This window comes from Vibrio limimangrovi, assembly GCF_054064025.1.
Window position 1 is genome coordinate 220,166 of sequence record NZ_JBSUGF010000007.1, and the last position, 12,913, is coordinate 233,078.

The 12,913-nt window shown below is 44.9% G+C and carries 15 protein-coding genes; 9 read left to right on the forward strand and 6 right to left on the reverse strand.

Annotated features, from left to right (window positions below; all coding sequences use genetic code 11):
• The first annotated feature begins 41 nt into the window (after positions 1 to 41).
• Genes ACWYU8_RS08720 through ACWYU8_RS08735 form a run of 4 tightly spaced genes read left to right on the forward strand, consistent with a single transcriptional unit; the run spans position 42 to position 4,014 of the window.
• Positions 42 to 1,166, forward strand: coding sequence for an ABC transporter ATP-binding protein (locus ACWYU8_RS08720; protein WP_457518957.1), 1,125 nt, complete (start codon positions 42 to 44; stop codon positions 1,164 to 1,166).
• Entirely contained in the window at positions 1,163 to 2,062 is a 900-nt protein-coding gene (locus tag ACWYU8_RS08725; protein ID WP_457518959.1) for an ABC transporter permease, read from the forward strand. The genes ACWYU8_RS08720 and ACWYU8_RS08725 overlap by 4 nt, the downstream gene beginning before the upstream one ends.
• A gap of 24 nt (positions 2,063 to 2,086) precedes the next feature.
• Entirely contained in the window at positions 2,087 to 2,905 is an 819-nt protein-coding gene (locus tag ACWYU8_RS08730; RefSeq protein ID WP_444493838.1) for an ABC transporter permease, read from the forward strand.
• 17 nt (positions 2,906 to 2,922) lie between these two features.
• Positions 2,923 to 4,014 carry a DmpA family aminopeptidase gene (locus ACWYU8_RS08735; RefSeq protein ID WP_457518961.1) on the forward strand — a complete coding sequence of 364 codons (1,092 nt, stop codon included), beginning with the start codon at positions 2,923 to 2,925 and terminating at the stop codon, positions 4,012 to 4,014.
• A 106-nt stretch (positions 4,015 to 4,120) separates the two neighbouring features.
• Here ACWYU8_RS08735 and ACWYU8_RS08740 read toward each other — a convergent pair whose 3' ends face one another.
• Positions 4,121 to 4,768 (reverse strand): glutathione S-transferase family protein, encoded by a 648-nt coding sequence (locus ACWYU8_RS08740; protein WP_457518962.1) that lies wholly within the window; start codon positions 4,766 to 4,768, stop codon positions 4,121 to 4,123.
• 119 nt (positions 4,769 to 4,887) lie between these two features.
• Between ACWYU8_RS08740 and ACWYU8_RS08745 the strand changes: the two genes are divergently transcribed.
• Positions 4,888 to 5,721 (forward strand): LysR family transcriptional regulator, encoded by an 834-nt coding sequence (locus ACWYU8_RS08745; protein WP_444493835.1) that lies wholly within the window; start codon positions 4,888 to 4,890, stop codon positions 5,719 to 5,721.
• Between the two features lie 72 nt (positions 5,722 to 5,793).
• Here the strand turns inward: ACWYU8_RS08745 and ACWYU8_RS08750 are convergent, their stop codons facing one another.
• Positions 5,794 to 6,108: a DMT family transporter gene (locus tag ACWYU8_RS08750; protein WP_444493834.1), complete on the reverse strand. Its 315-nt coding sequence runs from the start codon at positions 6,106 to 6,108 to the stop codon at positions 5,794 to 5,796.
• Positions 6,109 to 6,199: 91 nt separating this feature from the next.
• Here ACWYU8_RS08750 and ACWYU8_RS08755 point away from each other — a divergent pair, with 91 nt between their 5' ends.
• The 4 genes from ACWYU8_RS08755 (at position 6,200) to ACWYU8_RS08770 (ending at position 9,063) form a co-directional block, all read left to right on the forward strand.
• Positions 6,200 to 7,087 carry a LysR family transcriptional regulator gene (locus tag ACWYU8_RS08755; protein ID WP_457518965.1) on the forward strand — a complete coding sequence of 296 codons (888 nt, stop codon included), beginning with the start codon at positions 6,200 to 6,202 and terminating at the stop codon, positions 7,085 to 7,087.
• A 187-nt stretch (positions 7,088 to 7,274) separates the two neighbouring features.
• Positions 7,275 to 7,697 carry a DoxX family protein gene (locus tag ACWYU8_RS08760; protein ID WP_457518967.1) on the forward strand — a complete coding sequence of 141 codons (423 nt, stop codon included), beginning with the start codon at positions 7,275 to 7,277 and terminating at the stop codon, positions 7,695 to 7,697.
• A gap of 251 nt (positions 7,698 to 7,948) precedes the next feature.
• Positions 7,949 to 8,281, forward strand: coding sequence for a YggL 50S ribosome-binding family protein (locus tag ACWYU8_RS08765; RefSeq protein WP_457518968.1), 333 nt, complete (start codon positions 7,949 to 7,951; stop codon positions 8,279 to 8,281).
• A gap of 23 nt (positions 8,282 to 8,304) precedes the next feature.
• A complete protein-coding gene (locus ACWYU8_RS08770; RefSeq protein WP_457518970.1) occupies positions 8,305 to 9,063 on the forward strand; it encodes an alpha/beta hydrolase in 759 nt (252 codons plus the stop codon).
• 32 nt (positions 9,064 to 9,095) lie between these two features.
• Here the strand turns inward: ACWYU8_RS08770 and ACWYU8_RS08775 are convergent, their stop codons facing one another.
• From ACWYU8_RS08775 to ACWYU8_RS08790, 4 genes are all read right to left on the reverse strand, one after another.
• A complete protein-coding gene (locus tag ACWYU8_RS08775; protein ID WP_457518971.1) occupies positions 9,096 to 9,857 on the reverse strand; it encodes an iron ABC transporter ATP-binding protein in 762 nt (253 codons plus the stop codon).
• An 11-nt stretch (positions 9,858 to 9,868) separates the two neighbouring features.
• Positions 9,869 to 10,819 (reverse strand): iron chelate uptake ABC transporter family permease subunit, encoded by a 951-nt coding sequence (locus ACWYU8_RS08780; RefSeq protein ID WP_457518973.1) that lies wholly within the window; start codon positions 10,817 to 10,819, stop codon positions 9,869 to 9,871.
• Positions 10,812 to 11,768, reverse strand: a complete 957-nt coding sequence (locus ACWYU8_RS08785) for an ABC transporter permease (protein WP_457518974.1) — start codon at positions 11,766 to 11,768, stop codon at positions 10,812 to 10,814. The genes ACWYU8_RS08780 and ACWYU8_RS08785 overlap by 8 nt, the downstream gene beginning before the upstream one ends.
• An 89-nt stretch (positions 11,769 to 11,857) precedes the next feature.
• Positions 11,858 to 12,778 carry a siderophore ABC transporter substrate-binding protein gene (locus ACWYU8_RS08790; RefSeq protein ID WP_457518976.1) on the reverse strand — a complete coding sequence of 307 codons (921 nt, stop codon included), beginning with the start codon at positions 12,776 to 12,778 and terminating at the stop codon, positions 11,858 to 11,860.
• Between the last annotated feature and the right edge of the window lie 135 nt (positions 12,779 to 12,913).

Genomic DNA, 12,913 nt, shown 5'->3' on the forward strand with positions numbered 1-12,913 from the left:
TCTCCTGAGCCCGTGCTCAACTATTGTAAATGGTGACTCAGATGTCAGATTCTCTATCCGAAGAATACATTCGTATACGCCGTGGCTATCGTCAGTTTACTACGCCTGAGGGCAGTGTGATTAAAGCGCTCGATGGGGTTGATATCGCCATCGCGCGAAAAGAGTTCATCACTTTGTTAGGCCCATCGGGTTGTGGCAAAACCACATTGCTCAAAATTATTGCCGGGTTTGAAAGTTTAGATAAAGGTGACGTGTTAATTGATAATGAGTCCATCGTTCAACTTCCTGCTCACAAACGTCCAGTGAACACCGTCTTTCAGTCGTACGCGCTATTTCCGCACATGACCATCGAAGACAATGTCGGCTACGGACTAGATGTTGCCAAACTCAAAAAAGATGAACGTAATCAGCGCGTCAAAGAGGCGCTGGAAATGGTTGGCCTCTGCGGGACTGAAAAGCGAGTACCGTCGCAGCTCTCCGGAGGCCAGCAACAACGCGTCGCTCTGGCGCGCGCTATTATCAATCGCCCTAAACTTTTGTTGCTCGATGAACCGTTATCTGCGTTGGATAAGAACCTGCGTCTGAAGATGCAACTAGAGCTTAAGCGTTTACAGGCCGAGCTCGGTATCTGCTTTGTTTTTGTTACACACGATCAGGAAGAAGCCTTGACCATGTCAGATCGTATCGTCGTTCTCAACGGCGGTAAGGTACAGCAGATGGGAACGCCAGATGAAATCTACCATACGCCTAAAAATAAATTCGTTGCGACATTTATCGGCGAAAGTAATTTATTTAACGGTAAGGTGATTTTGGTAGAGAACCACGTAGCGGTTGTCGACTGTGCAGGGGTGAAGATTTTCTGTGAAGCGGACAATTACCGCGTTGGTGATTGTGCTGAATTATTGCTGAGACCTGAGCAATTTTCATTGAAACCGGCGCTTGATCAAGGGCTGACTCATGGTATCGATATGACCGTCGACGAAGTCGTTTTCGTCGGTGCCGATTACCAGTTGCATGGTAAATTAGTCAACGGCCAATCCGTCACCGCTTTGGCACGCCGCAGTGATGGCAGTTATCACGTGGGTGATACAGTGACACTTTATTATCAGGTCAGTGCCCCACATGGGATCAGTTTTGAAAGGAAAACTGAGCGGGAGGTTGCATGAAGCCATCCTCAAAGACGCTTTCCCGAGAACAAGTATCGCTGCTAGTCATGCTGTCCCCGACGTCGATATTTCTGGGCGTGTTTTTTTTAATTCCGCTAATGATTATGCTGACCTACAGCTTTTTGGAGCCGGGGCTTTACGGCGGTGTTGAATGGAGCTTTTACCACTGGAACTACGGCAGAATTCTAGGCTGGGCTGACGGTTTTTATGAAGAGTTCGACATCGTTTATCTGGAGATCTTATTTCGCTCAATTGGCTTAGCTGCTGCAACGGTTATTTGCTCATTAGTGGTTTGCTACCCAGTCGCGTTTTGGATCAGCGGCTTATCACCTAAGAAGAAGTCACTGTTTATCTTATTGATAACACTTCCTTTCTTTTCCAGCATGATTGTTCGTTTGTATGCATGGATCCTCATTCTGCGAGACTCTGGTTTCGCCAATCAATTTTTAGAGTGGACAGGCGTTATCTCTGAGCCTTTGAGCATCATGTATTCAGGTACCGCTGTGATCATTGGCATGGTTTACATTTTTGTGCCGTTCATGTTCCTGCCTATCTACTCAAGTGTTGAGAAGCTAGACACAAGGCTGATTCAGGCGTCTGAAGATCTTGGAGCAACGCCATTTACAACTTTTCGCAAAGTGATATTTCCGCTGACGCTACCAGGCATTATGGCGGGCAGTGTGTTGGTATTTATTCCGAGTTTAGGCAATTTCGTTATTCCTGAGCTATTTGGCGGTGCCAAGGTTCTGATGATTGGCAATATGGTCGAGCAGCAATTCCTCTACGCGAGAAACTGGCCATTTGGTGCCGCGTTATCGATGATTATCACGCTGTTTATGTTGGCGTTACTAAGCGTGTTTTTCTATCGGATTAACCGATCTCCGGCAAACCAGTAAGGAAATAGTATGCAAGGGAACTCGATGTTTAAAAGGATCTTATCGACTTACAGTTTACTGTTTTTTGTTTTTCTCTATGCCCCAGTCATTTTGATTGTGGTGTATTCCTTCAACGCTAACCCTGTAAACATCATGAACTGGGAAGGTGCGAGTTTGGACTGGTACCGAATCATGTTTGGCTTGGAGACAGAAATGCAATTGCCGGACACGTATATTGATTCAACCGGGCAACTGCTGAATGCACTAAAAAACAGTTTAGTCGTCGCAAGCAGTGCAACCGTAATCTCCACCGTATTGGGGACCATGGTTGCGCTCGCATTAGCGCAATTTCGCTTCAAACTGCAGCCGTTTTATAAAATGTTGATGCACGTTCCTATGGTGATGCCAGACATCGTGCTGGGAATTGCGCTGCTGATATTTTTCATCGGCTCAGGTCTGACTCTCGGCTCTACGACCATTGTTATCGGCCATTGTACGTTCTTAATCAGTTATGTCTTTATCGTTGTCAGTTCACGACTGGCAGGGATGGATCCGTTATTAGAAAGTGCGTCTGCCGATTTAGGAGCCAATGAATGGCAAACATTCAAACGCGTTACTTTGCCTTTAATTCTGCCCGGTGTGATTGGCGGTGCTTTACTCAGTTTCATCATCTCTATTGATGATGTGGTGATCACTTACTTTATTAGTGGTACGGATTCGACCACTTTGCCTGTGTACATACTCAGCATGATCCGAAAAGGAATTAAACCGGAAATCAATGCGATAGCGACGCTAATGCTGCTGTTCTCATTAGTTATCGCTTATGTGGGCATCTACTTTAAATCTAAGAAAAGCTCAATATAAGGATATGGAGTTTAGATATGACGAGAAAACTCAGAGCTAGAGAGCTAGGTCTTCCGTTTCCTGGTGTGACTGGTGCGAACAACGCGATTACCGATGTTTCTGGAGTGTTGGTTGGCTATAAGACCCTGCTCAAAGATGATCCTGACTCACCAGTACGAACTGGGGTAACAGCGATATTGCCTCGCGGATACTCAAAGACTCCGCAGCCAGTTTGGGCGGGAAGCTATGCACTGAATGGCAATGGCGAAATGACCGGAACTCACTGGATTCAGGACGGCGGTTATTTTTGTGGGCCACTGATGATCACGAATACTCATGGTGTCGGGATCACTCATCATGCTGCGGTAAAGTGGATGGTGAATCATTACAAAGATGCCTGGGCAGACAATCATTTATGGGCAATGCCCGTTGTTGCAGAAACTTATGATGGTGTTCTTAATGACATCAATGCAATGCACGTAACAGAGCAAGATGCGTTTGATGCGTTAGAAAGCGCCCAAGATGGTGTGATTGCCGAAGGCAATGTGGGTGGTGGTACAGGCATGATCGCCTACGGTTTTAAAGGCGGTACGGGGACGTCTTCCCGAGTAGTCAAAGTGGGTGACGATAGCTATACCGTCGCAGCGCTTGTACAAGCAAATCACGGAATTCGTCCTTGGTTTAATGTGCTGGGTGTGCCTATCGGGAAATACATGCAAGATGAGATGATGCCTGAAGAGAAAGAGATGGGGTCAATCATCGTGATACTTGCCACGGATGCACCGATGCTTCCTCATCAACTGAAACGCATGGCTAAGCGCGCGGCAATTGGCATTGGTAGAAATGGCTCGCCGGGCGGCAATAACTCGGGCGATATCTTTTTGGCGTTCAGTACCGCGAACCAACAAGATTTGCCTCAGTTGTCAGGACATTACGCGTCAATGACGTGTGTGAACGATGAGCTGTTTGACGATTTCTACATGGCTGCGGTTCAGGCTGTTGAGGAGTCGGTGGTCAATGCCATGGTCGCGGCTGAAGACGTAACGACGTTTAAACCAGCAGGTTACAACTGCAAGGCCATCGATACGGGGGAACTGGTTAAGTACGTCGATCGATTTTTTAGTGTGTAGCCTTGCTATTGATTGATGTTTAACAAGCAATCCAATTAAAGAGCCTTTGACGAGAACGCTTCGTTGTAGTCAAAGGCTCTTTTTATTTGTGTGGTGATGCGGAGAACTAAATTGGTTCTCCTGCTTCATCTTCCTCGACGATGTCTGTTTCTAAGTTGGCTTCCCTTAGCCAGCGCTGCATGGTTTCGCTATTCAGCACTATTTGCTGATATTGGGTCGCTTTTTCTGACAGTGTGATGCCGTAAGTGAGTGTGCGCAATACAACCGGTGCGTACATGGCGTCTGCAATTGACCATTCTCCAAAGAGCCAGCCTCCCGGGTACTGTTCCATTTGCTCTGACCAGATTTGATCAATCCGTGCGATGTCTTTAAGTGCTTCTTGACTCAAAGATACCGTTCTCTTGGCGCGACAGTTCATTGGCATTTCGTTACGTAGTGCCATAAATCCAGAATGCATTTCCGCTGAAATTGCACGCGCTCTGGCTCGCTCTGACTGATGTTGTGGCCATGCTTTTCCATTCAGGTAAGCTTCGTTAACGTATTCGAGAATCGCCAGTGAGTCCCAGACCGTAACGTCGTCACAAACCAGTGTCGGAACCTTGGAGGTTGGTGTAATACCCTCTAACGTTTTATAGAAATCATCAGTGAACAGTTTTATCTTTTTGATTTCAACATCGATGTCATATTGCATAAAGATAAGCCATGCACGCAGTGACCAGCTCGAGTAGTTTTGATTGCCGATGTAAAGTTTCATCAATACTTCCTTGTTTTTTCAGCACTTATAAGGAACATTTACGGTAACGGATTGTTTTATCGAAAACTAACGGATAGTTTTGATAGGACACATTAATAAAACCGATAGATAAGCTTAGTATGGATATTGATGCTTTAAAAAGTCTTCTCGCGTTTGCAGATACTGGTAGCTTTACCCGGGCAGCGAAGCAAATTAACCGAACTCAGTCTGCGTTTAGTGCCCAGATGCGCAAGTTGGAAGATGAACTGAATATTCGTCTGTTCGTCAAAGAAGGGCGTAACCTTGTGCTGAGTGAAGCCGGACTAGCATTACGAGCTCATGCTGAGCAGTTAGTCACTTTACACAATCATGCGGTTAATCAGGTGAGTCGTTATCAGGATAAGCTGCCACTCAGGCTAGGTTGTCCGGAAGATTACAACGACGCCATTCTGCCAAAAGTTATTGGTATCCTCAAACAAGCAGAACCCACATGTTCCATTCAAGTGTTTAGCCAGCCTAGTGTCACACTGCGAGAGTGGCTGGATGAAGGTAAAATTGATGCAGCCATACTGACGCGTTCTGCTGATAGTGAAGAAGGACACTGGCTTGCCCACGATAAAGGTGTTTGGATTGCCAATCAGGATTACCAAATGGATAAGACTAAGCCTTTACCACTCGCGCTTTTCCAGCCAGATTGCAAATACCATGCAGCGGCAATTGATGGGTTAACGAAAAGGGGCATCTCTTACCAGCTTTTAGCGTGTTGTAATACTGCGTCAGCCCAAAGGGCGATAGTCAGAGAAGGACTGGCAATTGGTGCTATGGGGCGATTAAGCGTCTCAAGCGACCTGCAAATTCTAGCGAATATGCCACCATTGCCTGCTGTCGATATTGTGCTCGTTTCCGGAGTGAATCCACACCCATTACTCAGCTCTTTTGATCTGGCTTCCGCCAACTTTTCAATGGTGGATTAACGTAATGTATAGGAGTGTTTAGAAAAGCATTAACGCAGGCACAGCAATAGCTGCGTTAATGCTTATTCTGAATTAATGGCCAAGTTTCAGCATGACTACACCAGACAAAATCAGCATAATGCCAATGTAGCGCACCATTGAAGTAGGATCTCCGTAGAAATAAACGCCGACAAGAAATGTCCCTGCAGCGCCAATGCCAGTCCAGACCGCATAGGCTGTACCCATAGGGATCACACGTTGTGCCGCAAATAACAGTGCACCACTGATCGCCATGAATAGTATCGCCATTGATATCCCTAATACCTTGTGCCCTGACTGAGCAACTTTCAATCCAACCGGCCATCCAATTTCCGTAAGACCAGCTAAAAGCAGATATAACCAGCTCATAATTTCCACCTAATTGGGTATAAAAACATTTGCGGGTCATGGTATCTATTATTACGATAGATAAAAGTTAATAAGTATCGAATTTTTTCATATGTTGAGTTTGGAACAAGTCAGGATGTTAGTCCTCTCTGCTGAGCTAGGATCATTTTCCGCATGTGCAAGGAAAATGGGCAAGGTTCAATCTGCAGTGAGCCATGGCATCAGTACGTTAGAGATCGACTTGGGAGTCGAACTGTTTGACCGTTCGGCTAGAAGCCCAAAGCTGACTCCGGCGGGAGAGCGCTTAATCCGCAGTGCGAAAAACCTGTTAGCTCAGGCGGACGAGTTCGAGAAAATTGCTCAATCTATTGAGAATCAGGAAGAAAGTCAGTTGACGATCGCTATAGATGACGGTGTATATAGCCCTAAATTGGCCGATCTATTTAAACGACTGGATAGACAGTTTCCGACCATTCAGATAGATGTATTGAGTTTAGCCTCCGGTGATATTTCCACTGAAGTTGCAAATGGCGATGTGGATATCGGTGTGATGTTTACCGAGATCGAAGTGCTAAAGCAGGTCGACTTCTGTTATGTGGGGAGTATTGATTACCTTCCGGTTTGTCATCCGGATTACCCGCTTGCGGATATTGAGGTTGAACTGCAATCTGATTTAGCGCCATTTCGCCAACTGGCGATTCGAGGGAAATCAAAAGTAGAATCGCAGGCATTGATCAGCATTGCACCAAAAGTTTGGTGGAGTTCAAGCCATTACAGTGCTCTGGAGTTAGTTAAGCAGCAGGTCGGCTGGGCTTATTTGCCTTCATTTTTGGTGAATGACTTAATAGACGCTGGTGAACTCCATAAAATTAAAGTGGCCTTTGACCATAAACCCTGGAACGCTCCTGTCGATTTAGTGTTTAAAAAAGGCAGAATGAACGGGCCCGTATTTCAATGGTTGTTCGATGAACTTAAACAAATATTCACACCTACAACATAAACGGTGGTGAAAGGGGATAATCAACTCCCGATGACATTTGGGTATATAGGAAAGTCCGCGAAGCTTAATTGATTCATATCAATGATATTGTTCAGAAAAATTGATGGAGTCGGTTAATCCTTTGAGCTGATAATAGCCGTTGCAGATCTCTATAGTGAGTATTATTAGACTAAAAAGGGCAGTGGTTATGGGTGAATTATTGAATTTTATAGATAGAGTCTTGGCGAAACCCGATCTTGGTAAATTGGTGTTACGTGTCAGTTTTGCATTTCTATTTTTATTACACGGCATCCACAAAGTTATCGGCGGCACGGATTTTATACAAGGCTTGTTGGTCGATCACGGTCTACCTGCTTTTGTTGCCTATGGGGTTTATTTAGGTGAGGTGGTTGCACCAGTATTGATGATTATTGGTGTTTATACTCGTTTGGCTTCACTGGTTGTTGCAGGCACCTGTTTAATGGTTATCTACCTTCTACACATGGGAGATTTGTTCGCCTTAGATAAGTTTGGTGCTTGGGCGGTTGAAGGCATTGGTGTTTATCTGTTCGCCTCAATTGCGATCATGTTTCTTGGTTCAGGCAGGTACGCAATAAAGCCGGACGCGTAGTCAAATTGTTTCTCCAAAGTTCTCAATAGCATCGGGCATCTGCCCGGTGTTATTAATTCTATCAAATGCTTTTAATATTTATTCTAACAATAAAGATTTAAGGTCACCTGCGTTACATTCCTTTCTATCGTTATCGCTTCCAACAAACTGTCTTAGCCCGAAACAGTTAACATGCTTTAAATGAGGCGACTACACTGTATTCATGTAGAAATTTGGACTTTAAGTAATATCGTAGATTTCAAGGAATCAATATGGCGACCAACCGATCCAGAAGATTGAGAAAAAAGCTTTATGCCGATGAGTTTAAAGTTTTAGGCTTTGCATTTTTTTGTCACCTGCACGTAAAGCAAGAAGCGGAATGTGATCAAATTATCGATGATTTCTTGTCGTTTATTGAAGAGCGAGGCTTAGTGATGGGCGGTGGAGCTGACCTGACATCCTTTGATGGCTTCATTGTTCCGGAGCGCCGCTACGATTCAGCCTCAGAAGAGGATCGTTTGGCAGTCGAACAATGGCTAACCGAACACAGCGGGTGCTCTGATGTTGAAGTCGGGCCATTAGTCGACGCCAACCAACCTGAGTGAACAAGGGAGCAGGGAGACGATAAATGAGCAAGGATATCGTGTTGATACGCGGGCTTTTTCGTGGTCAATATCATTGGGGAGAATTTTCACAGCTACTCAATGAGCTGCTTCCTGACCGGAGAGTGATCGCCGTGGACATTCCTGGCACTGGTGCGCTTTCCGGAGACAAGTCGCCATGTTCTATTGAGGAAATGGTTGAGAGCATACGATTTCAACTAGCCTCAAATGTTCAGGTCGATATCATCGCCATTTCAATGGGAGGAATGATTGCACTTAAGTGGGCAGAATTGTATCCCGATCAGGTAAGGCGGGTGATTTGTATCAATACCAGTAGCCGGGGTGTAAGCCCGTTTTATCAGCGACTAAAGCCCGAGAACTACCTCAACATCATTAAAGCCTTACTTTCTGGCCCAGAGGAAAAAGAGTCCATCATCTATTCGATGGTGTCGAATCAGCCGTTAAGCCAAAAAGTTATTGATGATTGGGTGATGCTTGGAAAGTTATATCCAACGACAACAATGAATTTTTTGCGTCAGTTATTCGCAGCCGTTATGTTCAAAGCGAAACGTCCGAACAATGAAATACTGTTTATTTCTTCACTCGAAGATTCGCTGGTCAGTCATATTGCTACTCAATCACTTGCTCAAATTTGGGACATGCCGATCATATATAACCACGGTGATGGTCACGATATCCCTTTAGATAATCCGGAATGGCTAGCTTATAAAGTGATTCGATATTTAAAACTGGATGAAGAACAACAAAACGCCACCGTACGTTAGGTGGCGTTTATGTTTGTTAACGTCGATATTTGTTAATGTCGATAGTATAAAGAAATACGATTACCGTCGATTTCCTGAACGACAAACCGAATCTCATAAATATCGCTTAATACCGCCTCATCGATGACTTCGTTTACCGTACCGGCTTTGATGACTTCGCCCAGTTTCATCGCGACGATGTGGTCTGAATAGCAGGAGGCAAAGTTAATGTCGTGAATCACGATCACCACCGCTTTGTTCTTCAGTTTGGCTAACTTGTGCAGGGTGCTCATGATATCGACAGAGTGTTTGATATCGAGGTTATTCAGTGGTTCATCAAGAAAAATGTAATCTGTGTCTTGCGCGACGACCATCGCGATGAACGCCATTTGTCGTTGACCACCAGAAAGTTGGTCGATAAATCGATCTTGTAAATGGTCGATTTCCAGATGCTGCATCGACTCTTCGATGATGCGATGATCTTCTTCTGTTAAGCGTCCCTGAGAGTAAGGAAAACGCCCAAAAGAGACTAAATCACGCACAGTAAAACGCATATTGATGTTGTTGGATTGACGCAGAACCGAGAGGCGTTTTGCTAAATCTTCCGTGTTCCACTGATCGAGTGGTTTGTCACCAATGACGACCGTACCTGCGTCACTTTCCGTGAGGCGACTTGCCATGGAAAGCAGGGTACTTTTCCCTGCGCCATTTGGGCCAATAATACTGGTGACTTTGCCAAGTGGGAAAAGGGCATCAGCATTTTTTACCACGTATTTTTCGTTGTATTTTTTGCTTAAACCTTGAATACGGATCATGTGATACACCTTTAATCGAATTTATTTTTCATAAGCAGAACTAAGAAGTAGCCACCGCCAATAAAGTTGATAATAACGCTGATGGTGGTGTCGAAATCGAACAGGTTTTCGACCACCCACTGGCCACCAGACAGCAGTACAACCGACAGTACAGAACTCGCCACAATCAGAAGGCGATGCTGGTAGCCAGTAAATATTTGGCGAGTCAGAGCAACAACAATCAAACCAAAGAACAGGATTGGGCCGATAAGTGCGGTAGAGATAGACACCATGAGAGTGATGATAAACATGATCTGCATTGTCAGCTTGTGTGTATCGACACCGAGACTTTTGGCGTTATCAGCACCGAGCCACATCACGTCCAATTTGTGAGCGATACGTATTAAATAAGCACTACACAGCAGCAGTGGAATCACGCACCAGTACACCAACTCGCTGTTGACATTGTTGAAGCTGGCAAACATGGAACCTTGAATGAAGTTAAACTCATCTGGGTCGGTCACCATAGTAAAAAAGCCTGTGATGCTGCCGAACAAACTGCTTAATACGATGCCGATCAGCAACAGGGTAAAGATATTGCGTTGTCGACCACGGAAGTAGAAGCTAAACAGCGTCATTGCACACACAATCATGATGCCAGTAGACAAGACAAAGTTGAGTTTGCTGTTGATGACCAATGCGCTCATGCCACCAAACATCACCACCAATATCACCTGAATCATCACATACAGCGAATCAAAGCCCAAGATTGATGGCGTCAGGATTCGGTTATTGGTAATGGTCTGGAAAATTAGCGAAGAAGAAGCAATGGCTATCGCCGCCAACACGATCGCCAGAACTTTTGGAATGCGGCGAGATAAGAAGAATTGATAGTTGTCAGGCGTTAAGCCTTTACCGATAAATACGGCACAGATAAGTACTGCGATAGCCGCGAGTACCATGACTTTGATGGAATCACGCATTTGCTTTGTCTCTCAGTACCAGATAAATGAAAACGGAACCACCTAAGATGCTGATGATCATCGAAATAGGGATTTCATAAGGGAAGATTATCAGGCGACCTAAAATGTCACACGTCAGCACGAGGATCACGCCTGCGAAAGCTGTCCAAGGCAAGTTACGACGCATGTTGTCGCCAATGAATATCGATACTAAGTTCGGCACGATAAGACCCAGGAAAGGAATCATCCCTACAATCATCACGACAGATGACGATAAGACTGCGACTAAAATTACGCCAATTAACACGATGCGTTGATAGTTCAAACCGATATTTTTTGCGAAGCTCTCACCAACGCTTGCTGCGCTGAAGCGGTTGGCATAGGCATAAGCCAATACTGACACCGGCAGAGCTAAGTATAAGAACTCATAATTTCCACGTAGTACGGAAGCGAAGTTCGCGACTGTCCAGGAGCCAAGTGTCTGTACCAAATCATATTTATACGCGATAAACGTCGTCATTGAAGAGACGACATTGCCGTACATGATACCAATCAATGGGACCAATACCGTGTTCTTAAATTTGAGCCGTTGTAGGAAGCGAACAAAAATAAGGGTACCAAGTACAGAAAATGTGAAGATGGTGATGAGGTGTACCCAGTTGCTCATGTCTGCAAAAAAGATAAGAGCAATGATGTAGCCGAACATCGCCCAGTCCACAGTACCTGTTGTGGAAGGGGCGGCAAATCGGTTTTGTACGATTTGTTGCATGATCAAGCCAGCGATACTCAATCCCGCTCCCGCTAGAATGATGGCGATTAATCGGGGTAAACGACTGACCAAAAGAATGTCCAGACTGTGGCTGTCACCAGCCAAAATCTGCGATAGAGAGACGTTTGCTACTCCGACCAACAGGGAAGCACCGGCGAGGACAATGAGCAAAACGAAAGCCAAAATATGGTGTAATTTCATAGTGAAGAGGTTGATTTATAAATACGACAATGACCTTTCACGCCAGAAGCGGAAAGGTCATCTTTTATCGGGTGATCAGAGTGGGCTGCCTAGTTAACAACGACTTGGTTTAGCTCATTAATCATGGTTTGTGTTGAATGGTAGCCACCGGCCGTTAAGTACCAGGCTGCTGGGTCAACAAACATGACATGACCGTTTTTCGCGGCTGGCGTTGACTTCACAAGCTCATTATCAAACAGTGCCTTTGCTTTGCCGTTACTTTGGCCGATCGCTTGTTCACGATCTAAGACCAACAAGACTTCTGGTTGGGCGTCTGAGATGTATTCAAACGAAATCAGATTGCCGTGTTTACCGGCCACGGATTTCACATTAGCAGATTTTGATGACGCAAAACCTGCTTCATCAAATACAAATGAGAATCGGCTCTTCTCTCCAAACATTGCCAGGTTGTTGCCGCTGTTAGATACCATCAAAGCGCGTGGCGGGTGAGCGGCCACTTTTGCATGAAGCTGATCGATCTGACCTTGAACGTCTGCAATTAACTTTTCAGCCTGGTCTTCTTTATTGAAAATATCACCAAGATTACGCCAGTTCTTTTGAGTGGTTTTCCAATAGTTTGTATTATCGATTTCGAACATGTAAGTAGGAGCGATCTCATTCAGATCTTTATAGCTGTCTGCCAAGCGGGCTTCAGCGATGATGAGATCTGGTTTTAAGGTAAACAAAGTCTCGAAATTCACCTCTTTCACGCTACCTGTATTCACTACAGTATCGTCTTTATATTTTTCCAGCGTCGCTGGAAGCAGTGTCTTTGGTACTCCAACCGGCTTGATCCCTAGAGCATCGATATAATCCAGGCTGCCGTAGCCCAGTACGACTACGCGTTTCGGTACTTCATTAATTTCTACTGAGCCCAAGCTGTGTTGGTAGGTTTTTGCGATGGCTCCCATAGGTGCTAACGCAAATAGCAAAGTTGCTGTTGCTATACGAAGAGAAGTTTTACCAAACATAATGATTTCCCAAAGGTGTGCATAATCAGCGAACTACTTAAAAAGCGTCTAAACCTTAAAAACGCGCAGCAGGGTAAGCTGAAAAGCGATATTACTAACTTTTCTTAAAAAGAAATAAGAATGATTATTGATTGC

What these genes read in the sequence shown, in the direction of transcription:
- ACWYU8_RS08720 (WP_457518957.1), top strand. Translation starts at nt 42, where the DNA reads ATGTCAGATTCTCTATCCGAAGAATACATTCGTATACGCCGTGGCTAT.
- ACWYU8_RS08725 (WP_457518959.1), top strand. Translation starts at nt 1,163, where the DNA reads ATGAAGCCATCCTCAAAGACGCTTTCCCGAGAACAAGTATCGCTGCTA.
- ACWYU8_RS08730 (WP_444493838.1), top strand. Translation starts at nt 2,087, where the DNA reads ATGTTTAAAAGGATCTTATCGACTTACAGTTTACTGTTTTTTGTTTTT.
- ACWYU8_RS08735 (WP_457518961.1), top strand. Translation starts at nt 2,923, where the DNA reads ATGACGAGAAAACTCAGAGCTAGAGAGCTAGGTCTTCCGTTTCCTGGT.
- ACWYU8_RS08740 (WP_457518962.1), bottom strand. Translation starts at nt 4,768, where the DNA reads ATGAAACTTTACATCGGCAATCAAAACTACTCGAGCTGGTCACTGCGT.
- ACWYU8_RS08745 (WP_444493835.1), top strand. Translation starts at nt 4,888, where the DNA reads ATGGATATTGATGCTTTAAAAAGTCTTCTCGCGTTTGCAGATACTGGT.
- ACWYU8_RS08750 (WP_444493834.1), bottom strand. Translation starts at nt 6,108, where the DNA reads ATGAGCTGGTTATATCTGCTTTTAGCTGGTCTTACGGAAATTGGATGG.
- ACWYU8_RS08755 (WP_457518965.1), top strand. Translation starts at nt 6,200, where the DNA reads ATGTTGAGTTTGGAACAAGTCAGGATGTTAGTCCTCTCTGCTGAGCTA.
- ACWYU8_RS08760 (WP_457518967.1), top strand. Translation starts at nt 7,275, where the DNA reads ATGGGTGAATTATTGAATTTTATAGATAGAGTCTTGGCGAAACCCGAT.
- ACWYU8_RS08765 (WP_457518968.1), top strand. Translation starts at nt 7,949, where the DNA reads ATGGCGACCAACCGATCCAGAAGATTGAGAAAAAAGCTTTATGCCGAT.
- ACWYU8_RS08770 (WP_457518970.1), top strand. Translation starts at nt 8,305, where the DNA reads ATGAGCAAGGATATCGTGTTGATACGCGGGCTTTTTCGTGGTCAATAT.
- ACWYU8_RS08775 (WP_457518971.1), bottom strand. Translation starts at nt 9,857, where the DNA reads ATGATCCGTATTCAAGGTTTAAGCAAAAAATACAACGAAAAATACGTG.
- ACWYU8_RS08780 (WP_457518973.1), bottom strand. Translation starts at nt 10,819, where the DNA reads ATGCGTGATTCCATCAAAGTCATGGTACTCGCGGCTATCGCAGTACTT.
- ACWYU8_RS08785 (WP_457518974.1), bottom strand. Translation starts at nt 11,768, where the DNA reads ATGAAATTACACCATATTTTGGCTTTCGTTTTGCTCATTGTCCTCGCC.
- ACWYU8_RS08790 (WP_457518976.1), bottom strand. Translation starts at nt 12,778, where the DNA reads ATGTTTGGTAAAACTTCTCTTCGTATAGCAACAGCAACTTTGCTATTT.